This is a genomic window from Thalassococcus sp. S3 (assembly GCF_004216475.1).
GTDB lineage: Bacteria > Pseudomonadota > Alphaproteobacteria > Rhodobacterales > Rhodobacteraceae.
In genome coordinates this window covers 1,388,270-1,408,862 of sequence record NZ_CP022303.1, presented here as the reverse complement: position 1 = coordinate 1,408,862, position 20,593 = coordinate 1,388,270, and the positions used below count along the sequence as shown (strand labels likewise).

Genomic DNA, 20,593 nt, shown 5'->3' with positions numbered 1-20,593 from the left:
TCAGATTTCCTCTTCCATCGCGAAGACAAGCGTCAGGATCGATCCGAAAACAACCAGATAGACCCCGATATCGAAGACCAGCACCGTCGAAAGGGGCAGCCCCTTGTCGTCCTCCGTCTCTCCGATAAAGAGCCATTGCCCGGTAAAAAGCGGCTCGGCGAAGACCGCCGCCCCCAGACCTGCCAAAAGCGCGATCCCAAGGCCCACCATGGCGATCACCTGGGGTTCGATCCGAAGCGACGCGCGCGCCTCGGCGGTGCCGCAGGCCAGGGTGTAGAGGATAAAGCCGGTGGCGCCGATCAGGCCGCCGATAAAGCCGCCTCCCGGCTCGTTGTGACCGCGCAGCAGCATATACACCGAAAAGATCAGAAGGATGCCGACAAGATAACGGGTCCCGGCCCGAAGGATGATCGAATTCATTGTTTCTTGTCCTTTACGGTGGTGCGCAGAAGCGCATAGGCCGACAGGGCCGCGACGACGACGACGGCAATTTCTCCAAACGTGTCAAGCGCGCGGAAGTCGACGAGGATGACGTTCACGATGTTCCGGCCAAAGGCTTCGGGCCAGCTCGCCGTCTCGAAATAGTCGGTCAGTCGGGTATCGAACGGCGTCCCGATGACGGCCAAAATGGTCACGGTCACCACGGCGCCCACACCGATGGCAAGAAGCGCGTCCACGGGGCGATGATCGCTCTGTCCTGGAGGATCAAGGAAGGGGAGCCGCAACATGGCGACGGCAACCAGGACAACGACCAGGGTTTCAACCAAAAGCTGTGTGATCGCGACATCGGGCGCGCTGAAGACGATGAAAATGAGCGCCACGCCAATGCCGACCACGCCCAAAGCGGCCACGGCAGCGATGCGCGACCGTGTCACCACCATCACAGCTGCGCCTGCCACGATCAGCAACAGGATCGCCCAGTTGCGCGCCGCGACGTCCGAGAAATCAGGTGCGCCTTCCCAGACGCCACGCGCCAGGATCGTACCGCCCAGTGCCAGAACGACAGTCAGGAAGACGGTGAACAGATAACGCCGCAAGACGCCGGATTGCAGCAGACGGGTCTGCCAGTTCGAAACCGCGACGAGCCCGGCCAGCACGTTGTCCCAGCCACGGTCGAAATTTGGGCTGCGCGCATCGAGATCGGCAAGCCCGCGGCGCAAGGGGCGGTGCAGCAAGTAGATCACAAAGCCCAGAACGAACGTCGCAATGCTCAGAAAGAGCGGCAGGTTCACCCCGGCCCAAAGCTTCAACTCCTTGGCTTCGCCGGGATCTCCGAGGAACGTCGCAACGGTCGGGTTCACCAGGGTCGATTGCAAAAGGTCGGGATTGATACCGAAGATCGCCCCCGCCGCCGCCAGCAAAACCGGGCCAGCGAGCATCTGCCAAGGCGCCTCGTGCGGTGACTTCGGCAATTCGCCGTCCGCGCGGCGCCAGAAAGGACGGAAGGCGACCACGCCTGCCACCGCGAACATAAGCGCATTTGCCAAAAGCACCGCGCCTGCAACAAGCATGGGCTCGGACGCGACCGCGAGGGCCCCAGCATATTTCAGCTCTTTCCCGATAAAGCCAAGAAACGGTGGAAACCCGGCCATCGACAAGGCCGCCACAGCAGCGGCCACGGCAGTGATCGGCATCGCCCGCCCAAGTCCGCCGAGGATATCCGCCTCGCGCGTTCCCGTGGCGTGGTCAATGCAACCGACCACAAGGAACAGCGCCGCCTTATAGAGAGAATGCACGATCAGGAATGTGACGAAAGCCGTGATGGCATAGCCCGACTGCTGACCTAAAAACAGCGTCAGCGTGCCCAGCGCCATCAATGTCGTATAGGCAAGCGCCTGTTTGAGATCCGTCTGGCGCAGCGCCAGAACGCTTGCGAAAACAGCCGTAACAGCGCCAAAAATCGTCAGCGTCCAAAGCCAGACATCGGTGCCGGAAAAGGCCGGATGCATCCGAGCCAGCAGATAAACGCCCGCCTTGACCATCGTGGCCGAATGCAGAAACGCGCTGACGGGCGTGGGCGCCGCCATGGCGTTGGGCAGCCAGAAATGAAACGGGAATTGCGCCGATTTCGTAAAGGCCCCTGCAAGCAGCAGGATCAGGATCGGCAGGTAAAGCGCGTGCGCTCGAATTTCGTCCCCCTTGGCCAGGATCTCTGAAATCTCGAACGTCCCTGCCGTGACACCCAAAAGGATCAGTCCCGCCAGCAAGGCGAGCGCCCCTGCCCCGGTCAAGAGCAGCGCCTGCAAGGCCGAGCGGCGGCCTTTCTCGGTTTCATGGCCAAAGCCGATCAGCAGGTAGGAGGTGATCGTCGTCAGCTCCCAGAAGACGAACAGAGAGATCAGGTTGTCCGCCAGAACCAGTCCCAGCATCGACAGCATGAACGATGTCAGGAAAAGCGCGAAACGCGCATATTGCGGATGTCCTGCGAGGTAGGTGTTGGAATAAAGCATGACCAACGTCCCGATCCCGCTGATCAGCAAGGCGAAGGTCAGGCTGAGGCCATCGACCAGGAACGACAGGCTGATGCCCAGCGACGGCACCCAATCATAAACCAGCCGCAGCACATTCCCCTCTGCCACGGCGGGAACGAGCGTTGCGAAATATGCAAAAAGACCGGCCGCGATGAGGGTTGGCAGCCAACCGGACAGGCCATTGCCGGCCGTTTTCGTAGATGTCTCGCCCATATGTTCTGTCCTCTTGCCTCTCTGCCTACTCGTTCGAGCCAGGCTTGGAGGGTGATGTGGCCGCGGCGGATTTCAACGCTTCGAGCCGCGCGCTGAGCCCTCCGCCCACGGCATCGGCCTGGTCGCGCACGATATCGAGCGCCCTGATCAAATTTGGATCACGCTGCGGAAAAAGAGCCAGCGTAGCAGTCAGTGCAGGATCTTCGCGGCGCGCGGCATCATTTGCTGCATCAAGCGCGGTGCTCAGCGCGCTTAGCGCGGCGGTCAGCGAGATCGTCTTGCCGGCACCTGCGGGGCGCGCCTCTGGCTCCGGCTCTTTCCCCAGTTGAGCTTGCAGATCGGTGAGCGCTGCCCTGACATCCGCACTCCATCGCAGTCCCGCCGCGTCGGCCTGACGCGCGGTCTCCACCTGCGGTTTGATGCTCTCCAACTGACCGATCAGGCGGCTCAGCGACGTCTTGAGCTGAAGAACACGCCCATCATCCGTTTCATTGTGCAGATCGTCTTCCAGGACCTGCGCGGCCTTCACATGCAGATCGAAAGTTTGCGACAGTAGGTCCGTCTCTGCCCGTGCTTCGTCCAGATGCCGCTCTGTCTCGGTCATCCTTCGGGACATGACACCGCATTCCCTCAGGATCACGGCACGTTGCGCGTCCGAAAGGTGGGCGGTGGCGCAGGACCTGACAGCCGCACCGAAATCACGTGCGGTTTCCGCAACGCGAAAACGCTGCCAGGGTCGCAGACCCGGCTTATCGGCCTCGTCCTGCATTAATGCCGCGCGCCGCTTCCGCTGGTCCCGGCTTCCACCGGCGAAACGAAGTTCGGCGGTTTCACGGCGATGACAGAACAGGTGACACGGTTCAGGATGGTCTCCGCCGTGTTGCCGATAATGACCCCGGCGATGCCTGTTCTTCCCACCGTTCCCATAACAATCGTATCGATATGCTCCGCCTCGACAAAATCGGGGATCACATCGCCGGCGACCCCTTTGACGTGATGCACGTTTATCCGTTTCCGGTGGTTTGGGAACAGAGACATTAACGTTTGAAGGCTTTCAGCACTTTTCCGGTGCTCCTGGGCGACGATGGCATTTACGTCTTCATCGGGGATCTTCACCAATGTGTGACGCAGGGTCGATTCCTCCTGCACCCGCCAAACGTTCATCACCGACAGGCGGGCCTCGTCCTGATCGGCCAGAGATGTCGCCAATTCCATGACCGTGCGGCTTAACGTATCGTCTGCAACCCCCTCCTGATCCGGATCCACGGCAGCCAGGATATGACGCGCCTTTGGATCGCTTTTCGATTTTAGGATCCAGACCGGGCACGGGCATTTCCGCATCAGATGCATGTCGAAGCTGCGGGAAAGCATGCCGTCGCGCCCTGCCTCGGCACCCTTGATCACCAGATCGTGGTTCTCACTCAGAACGCGGCGGATGACCTCCAGAAACCCGATACCCTGCTCGACGATCTGGGTGACCGGTATGCCATCCGCGATCAGCGGGGCGGCCAGTTCGCCCAAACGCGTGCGGTGAACCTCCAGCACCTGCTCCTCGACGGTCGTGCTTTGCGCGCCGGGCAGAGCCGCCAGCAGGCGCGACAGCGCCCCCGGTTCTGCATCGACCACATCCATCAACGTAACAGCGGCGTCATTGGCCTTGGCCAGCCAGCGAACCCGGTCAAAGGCATTCTCGTAGTCGCTCTTCTCATCACAGACGACAAGAATGTTCTTGAAGCGTTTCATCGGCGGCTCCGGAAGACACAGCGGGATGATTGGCAGATGGGGCGCATAACCCATTGTTCAAATCTATTCTCAGGCTATCTTTGATAGATAAAATCAATCAATCTGCAGATCTATGCCCACAATCCAACAACTCCGCTACCTTGTTGCAGTCGCCGACACCTTGCATTTCCGTCGCGCTGCGGAGGCCTGTAACGTCACTCAGCCAACGCTGAGCGTGCAGTTGAAGGAACTTGAACAGAAGCTCTCCGTACAGTTGGTTGAGCGAAGCCGGTCGAGGGTGATCCTTACCCCGCTGGGGCGGCGCGTGGTGGACAAGGCGCGCGACGTGCTACGCGACATGAACGAGATCCGGGCCATGGCAAAGGCCGGTCAGTCCTTGCTGGAGGACACGATCAAAATCGGAGTGATCCAGTCGCTAGGCTCCTATCTTCTGCCTTTGATCGTACCGGATCTGCATGAAAACCACCCTGATCTGCGCCTCTATGTCCGCGAGGAATTGCCGGACAGGCTGGTGCAGAGCCTCGAGGGCGGCACGCTGGATCTGCTGTTCTTCCCCCTGCCCGTTCCACGGGCCGATCTGGTCAGCGCACCGATCTTCCGCGAGGACCTGCTGGTTGCCGCACCGCACGATCACCCGATTGCGGAGTTGTCGAAGGTCGACCCGCAAGTCCTTGAAAACGAAATAATCATGACGTTGGAGCCGGGGCACAAGCTTTATGAACAAGTGCGGGGTTTCTGCGACGATTACGGCGCTGCGCTGTCCCATGACTATGAAGGCACCAGCCTCGATACGCTTCGGCAGATGGTGGCGATGGGCATGGGCCTGTCGCTGCTGCCCGCGCTTTATGTCAAATCGGAAGTCGCGCATCAGGACATCGTGATCGCGCGCCCGTTCAAAGGGCGGGCGCCATCCCGCATGATCGGCATGGTCTGGCGGCGCGGGACGGCACGCGAAGAAGAGTTTCAGACGCTCGCGGACCTGATCCGCGGTATCCTGAAGGTGCGCGCGTCCGAGATCACGATCTTGAATTGAAGATCCGGGCCAGCCCGAAAGGACGCGCCAACACGCCGGGCGGTATATATTCGGACTAATCCTTGATGGCCGCCGTTACGATGATCTCAACCTTCAGCACATCGCGCGCCAGACGGGCCTCTCCGCAGGCCCGCGCCGGGGCATGCCCCTCGGGCACCCAAGCGTCCCAAACAGCGTTCATCTCTTGAAAGTCCGCCATATCGGCGAGCCAGACAATCGCTTGAAGGATATGTTCACGATCCGACCCTGCCTCTTGCAGAAGGGCATCGACCCGCGACAGGCAATCACGCGTCTGTTCGGCCACGCTCTCGCCTGCTCCGACTTGACCGCAAAGATAGGCCACGCCGTTGTGTTTGACGATCTTGCTCATCCGCGCGCTGGTGTGCAGCCGTTCGATCATGGCTCTGCGTTCCCTGGTTTGGTCATGTTGGACCCGCTCTAGGCGGAAAGCGTCCGCGCGTAAACCGCGACGGGCGGTACTAGCTGTAGGTCTCGTCCTCACCGGGGAAGGCGCGCGACTTGACGTCCGCCGCGTATCGTTCGACCGCCTGCCCGATCAGCGGACCGATCTCGGCGTAAACCCGTACGAATTTCGGGGTCCACGGGTTCATACCCAACATGTCTTCAAGCACGAGGATCTGGCCATCGCACTCTGCCGAGGCGCCGATGCCGATGGTCGGAATATCGACCTTTTCAGTGATCTTCGCGGCCAGCGGTTCGACCATGCCCTCCAGAACGACGGCGAACGCGCCCGCCTCTGCCACAGCCTCTGCATCCGCGATATGTCCCGCCCAGCTTTCAGCATCGCGCCCCTGGGTCTTGAAGCCCCCCATAATGTGACTGGATTGCGGGGTCAGACCGATATGGGCCATCACCGGAATGCCGCGTTCGGTAAGGAAGCGGATGGTTTCAGCCATGCGGGCACCCCCCTCCAGCTTGACGGCGCCGCATCCCGTTTCCTTCATGATCGTGGCTGCGTTCCGGAACGCGATGCCCGGGCTTTCTTCGTATGTCCCAAAGGGCATATCGACGACGACCAGCGCTTGCTTCGTTCCACGGACGACCGCTTTGCCATGTGTGATCATCAGATCAAGAGACACGCTGACCGTGCTTTCCATGCCGTGCATCACCATGCCCAGACTGTCGCCCACCAGGATAAAGTCGGCATGTGCATCGACGATGGCGGCCGTATGCGCGTGATACGAGGTCAGAGACACAATCGGCTCTCCCCTCTTGCGGGCCCGGATCTGAGGAACCGTCACGCGGCGAACCTTGTCCGTTTGTGTGCTCATAACTCAGCCTCCATCTGGTCAATCAGAAGAATGTCGCCGAAAGCAACCGAAAGCATCATGCCGACGACACCTTCGGGATGACCCGAAACCGGTGCAAAGGTTACCGCATCCACCATGTCCACAGCCTCCAGCCTGGCAAGCGGTTCGGCGGCGATCTGTTCGGCGATCAGATCTGCCGCATCTTCGATGCTGGCCCCCGCCATCAGACGGGCGCGTGCCTCGGTCAAAGCGGTGTGAAGCACCGGGGCAGCCCGACGCTGCGCGGGCGACAGCCGCACGTTCCGGGAGGACAAGGCAACACCGTCGTGATCGCGCACGGTATCGATGCCATGAATGCTCAACGGCAAATGCAGATCGTGGACCATGCGGCGAATGACGGCGAGTTGCTGATAGTCCTTCTTTCCGAAATATGCCGCGTCCGGCTGCACGATGTTGAAAAGCTTGGTCACCACTGTCGCGACGCCGCGAAAATGACCCGGTCGAACGACACCGTGAAGAACATTTGCAAGCTGCGTGGTCTCGACGATGGTCTCGGCACCTTCGGGATAGATTGCATCAGCCTCCGGCAGGAAGACGCCCGCCACGCCGGCCGCGCGCAAAGCCGCCAGATCCGATGCCTCATCACGCGGATAAAGCAGAAGATCATCGGCGTTTTCAAACTGCGTCGGGTTTACGAAAATCGACACGATCGTGCTGTCATGCTGCGCCCGAGCCCTGCGGATCAGCATGAGGTGGCCGTCATGAAGGGCGCCCATCGTAGGGACAAAGCCGACGCTGCCCGTCTGTTTGAGGTCAGCAATCAGCGCACGTATCTCTGAGATGGATCGACAAATCTTCATAGGGTGCCCTCGGTTTGGGCGGCAGCGATACTGGATCGCTGCATCTGCCTCAACCGGTCAAAAAGGTGCATGACCGGGGCACGCAGCGTTATCCGCCCCGCATTGCGATGAGTTCGGAACGACGCTCACCACTTAACACTAATAAAATCAATTTATTAGATGAAATCCGGATCTCTCGGGCATGCCTGACGTGCCATCAAATGCAGGCTCCCGCACGGGCTGTCATGCACGGGTTCGTCCGCATCGTGGATCCGACACTTTTTCGCCCCAGCGCCATTGACGACCTTTGTTCTTCACTTAGATGCCTACCGAACGGTCGGAAGACTTGCTTGAGAAACAGGAAACGCTGCGATGAGATACTCTGCCCGGTTCAACGCGCTCCTCGGCGCGCTCTTTTCAACGATCCTTGTCACTTCGCCGGGCGCGGCTGAGGACGGTCGCAACGTCGTGCCGTCGGTGCGCCTGATAAAGGCGGATGAGCCCAGGACACGCCAAACCCGCCAGTTTTTTGGACGGATCGAAGCGCGAGAGACGGTGGAACTCTCCTTCGAGGTGAGTGGTCATATGAATGTGGTGAACGCCACAGAGGGCGCGCGGGTTCCAAAGGGCGCCGTTCTCGCAGCTTTGGATCCCGTTCCGTTCGAACGCGCCGTACGCCGGGCGGAATTGTCGCTGGATCAGGCAGAGCGGGACCTTCAACGCGCCCGCACGCTGGCGCAAAGCAATGTTGCGTCCCAGGTGCGGGCTCAGGATGCCGAAACGGCCCGCGATCTGGCAAAGGTCGCCCTGCGGGAGGCGCGCGATGCCCTTTCCGACACGCAGATTGTGGCCCCGTTTGACGGCCTTGTCGCCCAAAGACTGACCCCCAATTTCACCAACGTCCCGCAGGGGCAGCCCATCCTGCGGCTCCACGACATGTCCGAGGTGCAGGTCTCGTTCGAGTTGCCCGAGCGGCTCTTGGCCCGCGCCGTAGCGATCGAAGGCATCACGTTCGAAACGCGTCTTCCCGGTTTCGAAGACCCGGTGCCGTTACGCTATGTAGAGTTCCATGCAGAAACCGGTCGCATCGGTCAAAGCTATACTGTCAGCCTTGCCTTTCCCAAAATCGAAAGCCCCTTCCTGGTTCCGGGCGGTACTGTGACCGTCACCGCTTCGGTGCCCGTCACACGGGACGGCATCGAACTGCCGGTCTCCGCGCTTCTGTCCGGCGCGGACCGGTCAGCCTCGGTCATGGTGTTCGACACGACCGGAAACGACCGCGCAAAAGTGCGCCGACACCCTGTCGAGGTCCAGAGTGAGACCGGAACAAGCTTTGTCGTGACCGGGATTGATCCAGGCACCGAAATCGTCGCTGTCGGAGGGCATCTTCTGACCGACGGCCAGACCGTACGCCGCTACATCGGCCTCACCGTGGAAGAGGATTGAGCGGATGAAGATTGCACGCCTGTCAATTGAAAAACCGCTCTATACGTGGCTCTTGATCCTGTTTTGTCTCTTCGGTGGCGCAGCGGGATACATGTCGGTGGGCAAGCTGGAGGATCCGGTCTTCACCCTTAAATCCGCCCTGGTGATCACGCCATTTCCCGGCGCCTCGGCAAGTGAGGTTGCGACGGAGGTGTCCGAGGTGCTGGAAGCCGAGATTCAGCAACTGGACGAGGTGAACTATATCCGCTCTCGCAATACGCCGGGCCTGTCTGTCATAACCGTCGAAGTCAAGGATATCTACGACGGGACAGAGCTACCTCAGATCTGGGATGATCTGCGCGACCGGGTCGAGAATGTCAGGCCCGACCTGCCGGACGGTGCGGTCACACCGATCATCAATGACAGTTTTGGCGACGTTTTCGGCCTTTACTATGCGATCACCGCACCCGGCTTCTCGGACGCGGAAGTTTGGGAGATTGCCACCTTCCTCAGGCGCGAATTGCTGAGCGTTCAGGGCGTTGCGAATGCCGAGGTTCTCGGACTGCCGGAGGAGGTGATCTATGTCGAGCCATCGAGCCAGTCACTCCGCAGTCTCGGCGTTTCACCCGGTGTGTTGCTTGATGCCATCGGCGCGGCGGACGCGGTCGTCCCAACAGGCACCACCGACAACACCACACGCAATGTTCAGGTCGAGGCCCCAAAGGCCGATGACAGTGTTTCAGAGATCCAAGCCCTGAATTTCGGGGTCGCGGGCGAAGTGATCAATCTGACCGACATTGCCCGCGTCTACCGAAGCCGCGATGACGAGCCTTCGCATATCGTGCGCCACAACGGGACCGAGGCTTTCACAATCGGCGTCGCTGGACTGACCTCCGAAAACATCGTGACGGTCGGGGAACGGGTCGAACAGCGGCTGGAAGAGATCAAGCCCCTGCTGCCGCTCGGCGTCTCGCTTGACCCGATTTACGAGCAGCACCGCGTGGTCGAAACGGCCAACGCCGACTTTCTGCAAAGCCTTGCCTTGTCGGTGGGGGTGGTGATCGGTGTTCTTGCGCTCTTCATGGGATGGCGCGCGGCGATCGTGGTCGGTGTTTCTCTGCTGCTGACAGTCAGCTTCACGTTCTTCTTCATGTCGCTTTTTGATATCAAGGTGGAACGGATCAGCCTGGGCGCCCTGATCATTGCCATGGGGATGCTGGTCGACAATGCCATCGTGGTCGCCGAAGGCATGCAGGTGGAAATGCGACGCGGGCGCAAGGCCCGTGACGCCGCCGAAGAGGTCGCCCGCAGAACACAGATCCCGCTTTTGGGTGCAACCATCATCGGCATCATGGCGTTCGCCGGGATTGGCCTTAGCCCGGACAGCTCTGGTGAGTTCCTGTTCTCTCTCTTCGCGGTGATCGGTATCTCGCTGATGTTATCGTGGCTTCTGGCGATCACGGTCACGCCGCTTCTGGCCAGCTATCTGTTCCGTGTGACCGAAGGCGGCGCACGCGATCCTTACGACACGTTCTTTTTCCGCGCCTATGGCAAGGTCGTTCGCGGTGCGTTGCGCATCCGATGGCTGGTGATCGTGGCTCTTGTTGGTGGCACCGTTGCCTGTCTGGCGGCATTTGGCATGGTGCGCCAGCAGTTCTTTCCACCCGCCAACACGCCGATCTTCTACCTCAATTATCAGGCCGCGCAGGGGACATCCATTCACCAGGCCTCTCGCGACCTCGCCGTCATCGAGGATTGGCTCCTGACGCGTGACGACGTCACCGACGTCACCAGCACAATCGGCCGCAGCGTGAGCCGCTTTCTCCTGACCTACGAGCCGGAGGAGGAAGATCCGGCCTATGGCCAGCTGGTCATCCGCGCCTCCGCGCCGGAGGCAATACCGGCGCTGCGCACAGAGCTTGCGGCCTTTGCCCTGCAAGCTGTGCCATGGGCCGAAACACGGGTGCAGCAAATCATCTATGGACCACCCGTGGGGGCAGATGTGGAAGCACGCTTTTCCGGCCCGGATCCGGACGTGCTGCGCGCCCTTGCGCTGGAGGCACAAAGAATTTTCGAGACGCAAACCGATCTTCTGCAAACCGAGCGTATCGACTGGCGAGAGAGAGAGCTTGTCACACGACCGGTATTTGCCACCGAGCGGGCGCAATCTCTGGGCGTGACACGCAGTGACGTGGCCACAGCAATTGCGCTGGCCAGCGATGGGATCCCCGCGGGCGGCATCCGGGAGAGGGAGCGGTTGATCCCGGTCGTCATCCGCACCCCCCGCGATGAAATGACAGAGGACGGCCAGATCCTTGACCAACTGGTCTATGCGCCATCGGCCGAGGCATATACCTCGCTTGCCCAGGTCATCGACAGCTTCTCTGTCCTGTCGCGCGACACCTTGATCGAACGGCGCGACCGGCAACCAACCGTCAGCGTGCAAGCCTTTGCAGCGCCGGGTATCCTGCCGCCCACGGCCTTCGCCGAAGTCCGACCAGCCATCGAAGCGCTTGAACTGCCGCCAGGTTACCGCCTGGAATGGGGGGGTGAGTTCGAAAGCGCGAGCCAGGCGCAGGCCAGTCTCGGCCAGCAGATGCCCCTTTCCTTCGGCACGATGCTGCTGATTACCGTGCTGCTTTTTGGCAAGCTCCGCCAGACCGCCGTGATCTGGACCATCGTACCAATGGCGGTAAACGGCGTGGCTTTGGGGCTTCTTTTCACGAACCTGCCCTTCAGTTTCACAGCCCTTCTGGGTCTGCTCAGCCTTTCGGGCATGCTGATCAAGAATGCCATCGTCTTGGTCGAGGAGATCGATGCGCAAAAAGGCGAGAACGGGCTGGCCCAGACCGAAGCCATTGTCGTCGCCTCGGTCAGCCGCCTGAGACCGGTGATCCTGGCCGCAGCAACCACGATACTTGGCATGGTCCCCCTGCTTTGGGATGCCTTCTTTGCCTCGATGGCGGTTTCCATCATGGCGGGCCTTGGGTTTGCTTCGGTGCTCACCCTGATCGGCGTGCCGGTGCTTTACCACACGTATCTGCGAAAGGAGCGCCGTGCAGAAGCGCAGGACGCGCGCGCGCGCCGATCCGAAAGCGAGGCGGGACAGGCCTCTCCCGATCTGCGGGTCGCGGCCGAATGATCCGGCGGCACCCGCGCCTTGCCGTCGGACACTTGCGCAATTTCAAACCGGCGTCCGCCTTCGCCCGGCGGGGGTTCGCCGACAGGAACGGGCCGATTTGAAGCAGGACCAGCGGCATCCTATCGTCAAGGCGAGTTTTTGAAGTCCACCGGAGGCATGACGTGATCCGAACGCCCGTAGTAGCCCTTGCTCTCCTCCTCGCGATCACCGCGCCGGTTCTGGCGCAGAGCAGTTCCGAGGCGGAAGAGACCGAACCGACGCTGTCGCCTGCGGAAACCCTGAACGTCTATGCCGGTTTCGGTAAGCTCGAAGCACATATGGCCAAAGCAGCGGGTGCGCTTATGGTCGCGGCAACCCCTGATCTGCCCGAGTTGATCGCGTCGGACGCGCGGGAGGAATTCTCAAGCGAGGCGGCACAGGTCGAACGCCACGTGCTTGAACTGAACGAGATGACGCTGACCAAAAGTCAGGACATGGCACTGGTTGCCTTTTCCGAAGCCTGGGCGCTGGCGCTGACCGAAGCCGATACGATCCTGACCGAGGGCGATGCCAGTGTCGAACGCATCTGGGCCTGGTGGGAAAGCCTGAACGCGCTTGACGAGCTGATCGATGGCCAGCTCTCTGCGATGTTGGGTGACGACGGGACGGTGTTCTGAACCTAGATTGCCTTGGACAACGTGTTCAGGATCACGACACCTCCGACGATCATCGAAATGCCGACGATTGCCGCAAGATCGAGTTTCTGACCGAAGAGAACCGCGCCAATAATGGCGACCATCGCAACACCCGCCCCGGCCCAGATGGCGTAGGCGATGCCGACCGGGATTGTCTTCAGAACCAGCGATAGAAAGTAAAAGGCCACCATGTAACCGAGCACGGAGGTTACGCTGGGCCAAAGGCGGGTAAACCCTTCGGACGACTTGAGCGCAGTTGTCGCAATAACCTCTCCGGTGATCGCGATCGCAAGGAAGAGCCAGGGCATCGAGGGGCCTTTCGAAAAGCTGCATGTGCCGATCAGCTAGACCATTCCGACAAGACAGCGCAATGGGTGTGGCGACACGCGAGAACCCTGCAGGTGATCTTGGGATCTTTCTGTTGAACGAGAAGGGCTTTGCCCGTATCGTCCGGCGTGGCTGCTACGGCCTGCCGCCTGCGCCTTCTGGTCCGGTGAATGTAGCTTTCAAACTTTGATCCTTCAGCTTGGGGCGAACGGGTCGGCAAAGCAGGCACTGATCTTCTTTCCGTTCGCCGCGATGACAAAGGATCAATCAAAATGCGGACTTTTCTGGACGCCAAAGCGATGGCGAAATCTTTGCGAGCAGGCCTCGCACTGAGAGATATCGAGCTTAGTCACGGCGCATGCCTTGACCTGGTTGCCCGGCAATTTGCCCTGCCGGACTGGAACGTCCTCTCGGCACGCATCGAAACGTCGGACGGCAAAAGCCCTGGCGATACCGGCCTGAGCAGCGCAATCCCCATTATTCGCATCTTTTCCGAGGATAAAGCCCGCGAATTCTATGTCGATTTTCTTGGCTTCCAAGTCGATTGGGAGCATCGCTTTGGTGATAACGCACCGCTTTACATGCAGATCTCTCGCGATAACGTGCGTCTGCATCTTAGCGAACATCACGGGGATGGAAGTCCGGGCGTGACCGTCTTCGTCTGGATGCGCGGTATCGCGGCCTATCACCAGGAGCTTCAAGCCAAAGCCTACAGGTATAACAGGCCCGGCCTTGAGGACGCGCCATGGGATGCAAAGGTGATGACGGTGTCCGACCCCTTCGGCAACGCCCTGCGGATCAGCGAGCCCAATGCGCCCGACGACCCCCGCGCCTAAAGGGCCGAAGCCGGCTTGACAACACGATGCAGCCGGGCGCGTGATGCGGCCATGACGTCAATATGGTCTCTCCGCAATTACCGGCTGCTTTTTTCCGCCTCCGCGATCTCCAATCTCGGGGATGGGGTTTCGGCGCTCGCATTCCCCTGGCTCGCGACGCTCATCACCCGCGACCCGCTGCTGATCGCGGCGGTGGCCTTTGCCACCCGCCTGCCTTGGCTCTTGTTCTCGATCCCCGCAGGCGTTTGGACGGATCGTGTCGACCGACAACGCCTGATGGTCCAAGCCGATCTGCTGCGCGCAGGTCTCACCATTGGCGTCATCGCGTTGATCTTTTCGGTGCCCGCTTTTCCTCCGGCGCAGGATCACATCTACATCACGGCGCTTTGCATATTGGCCTTTCTTTTGGGCAGTGCAGAAGTTGTGCGGGACAACGCAGCCCAGACCGTCCTGCCCGCGATTGTGCCCAAACCGGCGCTGGAACGCGCCAACGGGCAATTGTGGAGCGTCGAACAGATCATGGGGTCTTTCGTGGGCCCACCTCTTGCGGGGCTGCTGATCGCGCTTGCCGTGCCCGCACCGTTCACGCTTGACGCGCTCAGCTTTGGGCTGGCCGCGCTGCTTGTCTGGTGCATGACGCTCACACCCCATGTCGCGCCGGCCCGGCGATCGGTCTGGATCGAGGCACGTGAAGGGATCGTGTGGCTTCTGCGGCATCGGAAGATCCTGCAATTGGCCCTGATGCTGGGGCTGCTGAACGCCCTGCACATGGCGACTTTGACCGTGCTCGTGCTCTTTTCGCAGGAGGTTCTTGGCCTCAGCGCGGCCGGCCATGGCATCTTGCTGACCGCCGGCGCGGCGGGCGGCGTGGCCGGTGGATTGCTATGTCCCGGTCTTGCCGCCCGGCTTGGCGGACGCACATGCTTGCTGCTCGCGCTCGCGATCACTGTGATCACCTTTCTGATGATCTGGAGCACCACGTCGCCCCTCGTCGTCGCTGTTGCGCTGTTTTTTGAGATGTTTGCTGCTTTGCTTTGGAACGTCGTGACCGTGTCCTATCGTCAGCGCCTGATACCGGATGCGCTTCTTGGTCGGGTCAACAGCCTCTATCGGTTCTTTGGCTGGGGCATGATGCCTTTCGGCGCTTTGCTGGGCGGCATTGTCGTGGACCGGGCCGCGCCCGGGCTCGGCCGGGAGAGCGCCATCGCCCTTCCCTTCCTGCTGGCTGCCATCGGAACCGCGGGGCTTGGGATCTATGGTGCGTTCCGCTTGCGGCTCTGACCGCCCTTGCACCTGACGAAGGCCAGGCGCATAGCTGGGTCATGTTCGTCCCAAAGGCACAGAATCCGGCCCTCGCCGCAGGTTTTATCGTTGCAGCCACCGCGTTTATCGCGGCCACGACCTTGCTGGCCAAAGCCCTCGGCACCGATACGCTGGGCCCGCCGCTTCATCCTTTGCAAATCAGCCAGGGACGCTTCCTCTTTGCGTTTCTCGCCATTTCGACGGCGGTCGTGATCCTCCGCCCCCGGCTGCAACGCCCCCATTGGCGGCTGCATATCGGACGGACAAGTTTCGGCTGGGCCGGCGTGACGCTGATGTTTGCCTCGGTCGCCTATATTCCGCTCGCCGACGCAACCGCGATCAGCTTTCTCAATCCGGTCTTTGCCATGATGCTGGCCATTCCGCTCCTTCAGGAGCGTGTCGGACGGGTGCGGTGGAGCGCGGCCGCCATCGCGCTTGCCGGGGCGCTGATCCTGCTGCGCCCGACCCCGGACAGCTTTCAACCCGCAGCGCTCCTCGCCCTGGGGGCGGCCCTGGTGATGGGTATGGAGCTGATCTTTATCAAGAAGCTGTCTGGCCGTGAGACACCGATCCAGATCCTCTTTGTCAACAACGCCATCGGCCTTGGGATCGCCACAGCCGCGATGCTGCCGGTCTGGATACCTCCGACCCCGGAACAATGGGCCGGTTTGGCTGCGCTGGGCGTGATGATGGCCTGCGCGCAGACCTGTTTTGTCAACGGCATGGCCCGCGCGGATGCCAGCTTTGTCGCGCCGTTCAGCTATGCCACGCTCGTTTTTGCAGCCCTCTACGACTTTGCAGGGTTCGGGGTGGTTCCAGACCTCATCTCGGTCCTGGGCGCTTGTGTGATCCTTGCCGGCGCCTTCTTGCTGGCCTTCCGCGAGGCCCGCATCAGGCCTTGAGCCGGTATCCGGTCGCCAGCATGCGCCACGCCAGCGCGGAGATCGCAAGGGTCGCGACCGAGCAAATCACCAAACCCAAGGCCGGGGCGCTGTCGGATACGCCGATCATTGCAAAGCGAAGGCCGTCTATGAGGTAAAAAATCGGATTGGCATGCGTGATCTGGTTCAGAACGGGAGGCAGCGCCTCGACCGAGTAGAACGTGCCGGAGAGGAAGGCCAGCGGGGTGACGATGAAATTGGTGATCGCCGCCATCTGGTCGAACTTGTTTGCAAAAAGACCGGCCGCGATGCCCAGCGCCCCCATGAACGCACCCCCAAGCAGCACATAGACAAGGGCCAGCAAAGGGTGTGCAGGGACAAGGCCCAGAACCAGCCAGAATGCCAGCGCGATGATAAGAGCCACGATCAGCCCACGGGCCACACCGCCCGCAAGATAGCCCAGCACCAACTCCCCTCCGGACAGGGGCGGCATCAGGGTATCGACGATGTTGCCCTGCACCTTCGAAATCACGATGGAAGATGACGTATTCGCAAAGGCGTTCTGAATGACCGTCATCATCATGATCCCGGGCGCCAGAAACGTGACGAAGGGCACCCCCATGACGTCCCCCCGCGTGGCTCCGATCGCGATGGTGAAGATCACCAGAAAAAGTCCCGCCGTCACCAGAGGCGCGAGCAATGTCTGTGTCCAGACGGAGAGAAAGCGCATCACTTCACGGGCGGCCAGCGTGTAAAGGCCCAGCCAGTTCACGTGACCGAAACGACGGACCCCCATATCTGTCTGCGTCATGATGGCTCCTTTCATGCGGACGGCGCGAGACGCCTTGTAACTCGGCCCTCATTGGTTAGTATAGGGGCTGGATTTTCAAAGCGGCCTTGCGCAAGGGGGCCGCTTTTTGGCTAGGAGAGGCAGGGCATGTCCTGGACCGATGAGCGCGTTGAATTGCTGAAGAAGATGTGGGGCGAAGGCCAGTCGGCCAGCCAGATCGCCAAAGAACTGGGCGGGGTCACCCGCAACGCGGTGATCGGCAAGGTGCATCGCCTGGGATTGTCGAACCGCACCGGCGCGGCCAGCGCGGCGGCCAAGCCCGAGGCCAAGGCCAAACCGGCCGCACCCAAGGCAGAGGTGAAACCAAAGCCACAGCCCAAGACCGAACCGGCCCGTCCGGAGCCTGCCGCCGATAGCGAAACCAAGCCCGCGACACCCACCCGCCGCCAGATAATTCCGGCGGGTCAGCCGCTGCCCCCGCAGCCATCGGCGAACGAGATCAGCCCGGAAGCCCTGGCCAAAGTGAACGAAGTCGAAAAGAAGGCCAAAAAGATCAGCCTGATGGAACTGACCGAGCGCACCTGCAAATGGCCTGTCGGAGATCCCGCGACAGAGGATTTCTGGTTTTGCGGCCTTCCGGTCCAGACCGGCAAGCCCTATTGCGAAGCGCATGTCGGGGTTGCATTCCAGCCGATGAGCTCCCGCCGCGACCGTCGACGCTGACTTGACCCGGCCGAACCGGGCATGATAGCAGGCGCTCATGGTCCGGGATGCCAACCGCTCGCGTGCTCATGGCATTGGTGAAATCCCGTTTGAGATCCTCTTCGTCCCGGCGTGCGCACCGGGCGGTAATGCGAGCCCCGCCGGTCTGGAATGTCACGCCGTTTCGATAGAGGCATGATATGACCTACGACAATACGCTCTCCCTGTCCGGGCTGAAGCGACAAGCCAGGCGGTTGCGGGATGACCTCGGCGCCCGTGGTACAAAACTGAGCCATAGCGAGAGTTTGGAGTTGATCGCACATCAACACGGTGCGCGGAACTGGAACACGCTGCGGTCAAGATGTGAGACAGAGAATGGCGTTCCTCTCAAGGTTGGATCCCGCGTTACGGGCCGATACCTGGGACACCCCTTCGCAGGGTGGTTGAAGGGCGTTGTACGTACAGTCGGCCGTCCGGCCTACCGCGTGACGATCCGCTTTGATGCACCGATCGACGTTGTCCGATTTTCCAGCTTTTCAGCCTGGCGCCGTCAGGTGAATGGCGTTGTCGGCATAGATGGCCGGTCGTTTCGGCAAACCTCCGATGGTGTGCCGCATCTCGTTTTGGATGGCTTCGACTGAGCACGGCCACCTGCGGTCAACGCCTGACGATCAGACACAGGTCCGACCCGTCGTTGGCCCGCCACGCAAACCTGCCGGGCATCGCGACCCAGATGCTGCCGGGCGCCGGAATTTGTCACAAATTCCGGTTCGGAAAATGTATCATTTTCCGGCCGTTTTCCGCGACGGAAAACGGCCCGGCGGCAAGCCGCCGGGCCATCACTCAATTCTGAACGGGCGCATCCGAACTAAAGTTCGGGATCGTATTTCCCGATGCACCATCCGGCTCAATTCCGGGCCAATTCCCTTCGGCCAGATTGATGTTCCCGGGAATATCCTCTTCCCAGAAACCAACGACATTCTTGGTGATATTCAGATAAAGCTTGTCATCGACAATCCGCCACAAATTCGGATTGGCCGGAACCTTCCCGCCGCGCGATACGCCATAGGCGCAATGACCGTCATATTGCGGAGCATAAAAGTCCGGACGCTGCAGAAATGCGTCCCGGTTTTCTTCGGATGCGAAGGCGAACGTGGCTCCGTTATGTTCGGCGGTAATGTCAGCGCGCCCGGGAACAGCGGCGGGCTGCGCTGCGCCAACGGGGTTTTGTGTCAGGCTCCGATAGGCCACGACGTCAAAACCGGACACGGCAAAACCGGTCTCATCGACATATTGCTCGCCGGCGAAAGCGCCCGTTGCGAAGGTAAATGCGGCGGCTGCCGCCAGAGCAAATCGTTTCATCTGGTCATCATCCTTTGAAAGGCCGGCCCATCGCCGCGCCATGGACGGAAAATGCACCCTTCCGGCCGCAGTGCGAACCCCACCTCCCGCTTATGTGAGCCGGGCAGAGCGGTCGTGAACACTCCTGTAACATTAGCCCGGATATGCTCTACCGCAGGATTGGCGGCCGGTCGGGATTGCTACCCGGAGGCTCCTGCCGCCCGGGCTTCTCGCTCACCTGCGCAGGCAAGTCGAACCGCAGGCCGACCGCGGCCATCCGGCCCGATGCTTCATCGGTCGCGGCAAAGAAACCGACATCAATCGACCCCGCCTCGATCCCGGAAAATGTCAGGGCTTCTCCCGCTGCGCGCGCCAATGCATCCTCAGCGCCGTCCAACGCGCCCACAAAGCCCAGCAGGTGCCCCTTCGTCCCGTCGGAGAATTCCGTCCCGACGAGATAGGCCAGATCCGCAAGCCCGCCGGCCGTCGCGAGTTTCGCGTCAAGCGCGGTCAGCAAACGCTCAGGCAGGGCGCCGGGCGGCACAAAGGCCGAAATCCGCGCCTCAACCGCTTGTGGCGCATGGCCGAGCGTCTGCTCGAGCCAGGCAACGGCCTCTGGCGGCACCAGCATCGCAGATGGGGCCACTTCGAGATTGACCCCCATTCCAAAGCCCTGCCCCGCCAGCATCGCTGTAATCGCACGCCCGGACAAAGCCGCATAGGGCGCGGGCCGACCGACGAAAGCGGCCAACCGCTCTTCGCGGTCAAACACCAGGACAAAAGGGCCATCCGACAACTCGAAGAGTTCGGGCACGATATTTTCGCCTTTCGCCTCTTCGGCAAGAAGCAGAAAGAGCTCGCTGTCCGCGAGCCGTTCATAAAAGCGCAAACGGGCGGTTTCGTCGTCCGGCGTCGCGTCCATGGCCGCATGGGCCAGATCCAGCGGTGTCGTCTCGGTCATCCCAGAACCTCATGAACCCTGGCCCGCATCACCGGCAGCAGGTCTGCCTCGAACCAGGTGTTTTTCTTCAACCAGCCCGTATTGCGCCATGACGGGTGCGGCAAGGCAAAGACGCGCGGCGCATGCCTGCGCCAGTTAGACACGGTTTCCGTCACTGACGCCTTGCCGCCCAGATGCCAACGATGGGCATGCCCGCCGACAAGAAGGATCAAGTCGAGATGACCCAGGGCGTCCATGACCTGATCATGCCAGGTCCTTGCGCAAATGGCGGGGGGCGGCAGATCCGCATTGCGATCGTCGTACCCGGGAAAACAGAACGCCATAGGCACGATTGCCACGCGGCTTTTGTCGTAAAACGTCGCTTGATCCACCTGCATCCAGTCGCGCAACCGGTCCCCGGACGGGTCTGTAAAGGGGCGCCCCGACGCATGCACCCGTGCCCCCGGGGCCTGACCGGCGATCAAGACGCGGGCGCCCGGACGGAACCAGACAACCGGTTTTGGCGTATGCGCCGTCGCGGTGCCGGCGAAACGGTCAGCGCATAAACGACACGCGCGAATTCGGTCTGGCAAAGTATCGATATCAGGCATTTGCGGCATATCTTTCACAGCGCGCCCAACTTCGCAATCGCTCCGCCACGCG

21 protein-coding genes are annotated in these 20,593 nt (G+C 61.1%); 9 read left to right on the top strand and 12 right to left on the bottom strand.

Features of this window, described 5'->3' with window-relative positions; all coding sequences use genetic code 11:
- Genes CFI11_RS07095 through CFI11_RS07080 form a run of 4 tightly spaced genes read right to left on the bottom strand, consistent with a single transcriptional unit; the run spans position 1 to position 4,427 of the window.
- Positions 1-420: a Na+/H+ antiporter subunit B gene (locus tag CFI11_RS07095; protein ID WP_130404444.1), complete on the bottom strand. Its 420-nt coding sequence runs from the start codon at positions 418-420 to the stop codon at positions 1-3.
- On the bottom strand, positions 417-2,684 hold the full coding sequence (locus CFI11_RS07090; RefSeq protein ID WP_130404442.1) for a putative monovalent cation/H+ antiporter subunit A: 2,268 nt from the start codon (positions 2,682-2,684) through the stop codon (positions 417-419). The genes CFI11_RS07095 and CFI11_RS07090 overlap by 4 nt, the downstream gene beginning before the upstream one ends.
- A gap of 25 nt (positions 2,685-2,709) precedes the next feature.
- Positions 2,710-3,453, bottom strand: coding sequence for a hypothetical protein (locus CFI11_RS07085; RefSeq protein ID WP_130404440.1), 744 nt, complete (start codon positions 3,451-3,453; stop codon positions 2,710-2,712).
- Positions 3,453-4,427, bottom strand: a complete 975-nt coding sequence (locus tag CFI11_RS07080; protein WP_165390206.1) for a universal stress protein — start codon at positions 4,425-4,427, stop codon at positions 3,453-3,455. Before CFI11_RS07080 ends, CFI11_RS07085 begins: the two co-directional genes overlap by 1 nt.
- Before the next feature lie 112 nt (positions 4,428-4,539).
- On the opposite strand from CFI11_RS07080, the gene CFI11_RS07075 reads away from it, so the two are divergent.
- Positions 4,540-5,460, top strand: a complete 921-nt coding sequence (locus CFI11_RS07075) for a hydrogen peroxide-inducible genes activator (RefSeq protein WP_130404436.1) — start codon at positions 4,540-4,542, stop codon at positions 5,458-5,460.
- 55 nt (positions 5,461-5,515) lie between these two features.
- On the opposite strand, the gene CFI11_RS07070 is transcribed toward CFI11_RS07075, so the two are convergent.
- From CFI11_RS07070 to panC, 3 genes are all read right to left on the bottom strand, one after another.
- Positions 5,516-5,860 (bottom strand): RidA family protein, encoded by a 345-nt coding sequence (locus tag CFI11_RS07070; RefSeq protein WP_130404434.1) that lies wholly within the window; start codon positions 5,858-5,860, stop codon positions 5,516-5,518.
- 79 nt (positions 5,861-5,939) lie between these two features.
- Positions 5,940-6,752, bottom strand: coding sequence for a 3-methyl-2-oxobutanoate hydroxymethyltransferase (gene panB, locus CFI11_RS07065; RefSeq protein WP_130404432.1), 813 nt, complete (start codon positions 6,750-6,752; stop codon positions 5,940-5,942).
- On the bottom strand, positions 6,749-7,591 hold the full coding sequence (gene panC / locus CFI11_RS07060; RefSeq protein ID WP_130404430.1) for a pantoate--beta-alanine ligase: 843 nt from the start codon (positions 7,589-7,591) through the stop codon (positions 6,749-6,751). Before panC ends, panB begins: the two co-directional genes overlap by 4 nt.
- Positions 7,592-7,942: 351 nt before the next feature.
- Here panC and CFI11_RS07055 point away from each other — a divergent pair, with 351 nt between their 5' ends.
- The 3 genes from CFI11_RS07055 (at position 7,943) to CFI11_RS07045 (ending at position 12,793) form a co-directional block, all read left to right on the top strand.
- Positions 7,943-9,016 carry an efflux RND transporter periplasmic adaptor subunit gene (locus CFI11_RS07055; RefSeq protein ID WP_130404428.1) on the top strand — a complete coding sequence of 358 codons (1,074 nt, stop codon included), beginning with the start codon at positions 7,943-7,945 and terminating at the stop codon, positions 9,014-9,016.
- A 4-nt stretch (positions 9,017-9,020) separates the two neighbouring features.
- Positions 9,021-12,137, top strand: coding sequence for an efflux RND transporter permease subunit (locus tag CFI11_RS07050; protein WP_130404426.1), 3,117 nt, complete (start codon positions 9,021-9,023; stop codon positions 12,135-12,137).
- Positions 12,138-12,298: 161 nt separating this feature from the next.
- Positions 12,299-12,793, top strand: a complete 495-nt coding sequence (locus tag CFI11_RS07045; RefSeq protein ID WP_130404424.1) for a hypothetical protein — start codon at positions 12,299-12,301, stop codon at positions 12,791-12,793.
- 2 nt (positions 12,794-12,795) lie between these two features.
- On the opposite strand, the gene CFI11_RS07040 is transcribed toward CFI11_RS07045, so the two are convergent.
- Entirely contained in the window at positions 12,796-13,119 is a 324-nt protein-coding gene (locus CFI11_RS07040; protein ID WP_130404422.1) for a multidrug efflux SMR transporter, read from the bottom strand.
- 291 nt (positions 13,120-13,410) lie between these two features.
- On the opposite strand from CFI11_RS07040, the gene CFI11_RS07035 reads away from it, so the two are divergent.
- The 3 genes from CFI11_RS07035 to CFI11_RS07025 are packed head-to-tail and all read left to right on the top strand — an operon-like array spanning position 13,411 to position 16,178.
- Positions 13,411-13,974 (top strand): glyoxalase superfamily protein, encoded by a 564-nt coding sequence (locus tag CFI11_RS07035; RefSeq protein WP_130404420.1) that lies wholly within the window; start codon positions 13,411-13,413, stop codon positions 13,972-13,974.
- Between the two features lie 51 nt (positions 13,975-14,025).
- Positions 14,026-15,255 carry an MFS transporter gene (locus tag CFI11_RS07030; protein WP_130404418.1) on the top strand — a complete coding sequence of 410 codons (1,230 nt, stop codon included), beginning with the start codon at positions 14,026-14,028 and terminating at the stop codon, positions 15,253-15,255.
- 41 nt (positions 15,256-15,296) lie between these two features.
- Positions 15,297-16,178, top strand: coding sequence for a DMT family transporter (locus tag CFI11_RS07025; RefSeq protein WP_130404416.1), 882 nt, complete (start codon positions 15,297-15,299; stop codon positions 16,176-16,178).
- On the opposite strand, the gene CFI11_RS07020 is transcribed toward CFI11_RS07025, so the two are convergent.
- Entirely contained in the window at positions 16,168-16,968 is an 801-nt protein-coding gene (locus CFI11_RS07020; protein WP_254449041.1) for an ABC transporter permease, read from the bottom strand. The genes CFI11_RS07025 and CFI11_RS07020 overlap by 11 nt on opposite strands.
- A 126-nt stretch (positions 16,969-17,094) precedes the next feature.
- On the opposite strand from CFI11_RS07020, the gene CFI11_RS07015 reads away from it, so the two are divergent.
- Together CFI11_RS07015 and CFI11_RS07010 are read left to right on the top strand one after the other, a co-directional pair.
- Complete coding sequence (locus tag CFI11_RS07015) at positions 17,095-17,670, top strand: GcrA family cell cycle regulator (RefSeq protein ID WP_130404414.1); 576 nt, start codon at positions 17,095-17,097, stop codon at positions 17,668-17,670.
- A 179-nt stretch (positions 17,671-17,849) separates the two neighbouring features.
- Positions 17,850-18,290, top strand: coding sequence for a glyoxalase superfamily protein (locus CFI11_RS07010; RefSeq protein WP_130404412.1), 441 nt, complete (start codon positions 17,850-17,852; stop codon positions 18,288-18,290).
- 202 nt (positions 18,291-18,492) lie between these two features.
- Here the strand turns inward: CFI11_RS07010 and CFI11_RS07005 are convergent, their stop codons facing one another.
- The 3 genes from CFI11_RS07005 to CFI11_RS06995 all read right to left on the bottom strand — a co-directional run bounded on the left by CFI11_RS07005 (position 18,493) and on the right by CFI11_RS06995 (position 20,541).
- Positions 18,493-19,011 (bottom strand): YHS domain-containing (seleno)protein, encoded by a 519-nt coding sequence (locus tag CFI11_RS07005; protein ID WP_130404410.1) that lies wholly within the window; start codon positions 19,009-19,011, stop codon positions 18,493-18,495.
- 148 nt (positions 19,012-19,159) lie between these two features.
- Positions 19,160-19,951, bottom strand: a complete 792-nt coding sequence (locus CFI11_RS07000; RefSeq protein ID WP_130404408.1) for an SseB family protein — start codon at positions 19,949-19,951, stop codon at positions 19,160-19,162.
- Positions 19,948-20,541 (bottom strand): uracil-DNA glycosylase family protein, encoded by a 594-nt coding sequence (locus CFI11_RS06995; RefSeq protein WP_130404406.1) that lies wholly within the window; start codon positions 20,539-20,541, stop codon positions 19,948-19,950. The genes CFI11_RS07000 and CFI11_RS06995 overlap by 4 nt, the downstream gene beginning before the upstream one ends.
- Positions 20,542-20,593 lie beyond the last annotated feature (52 nt).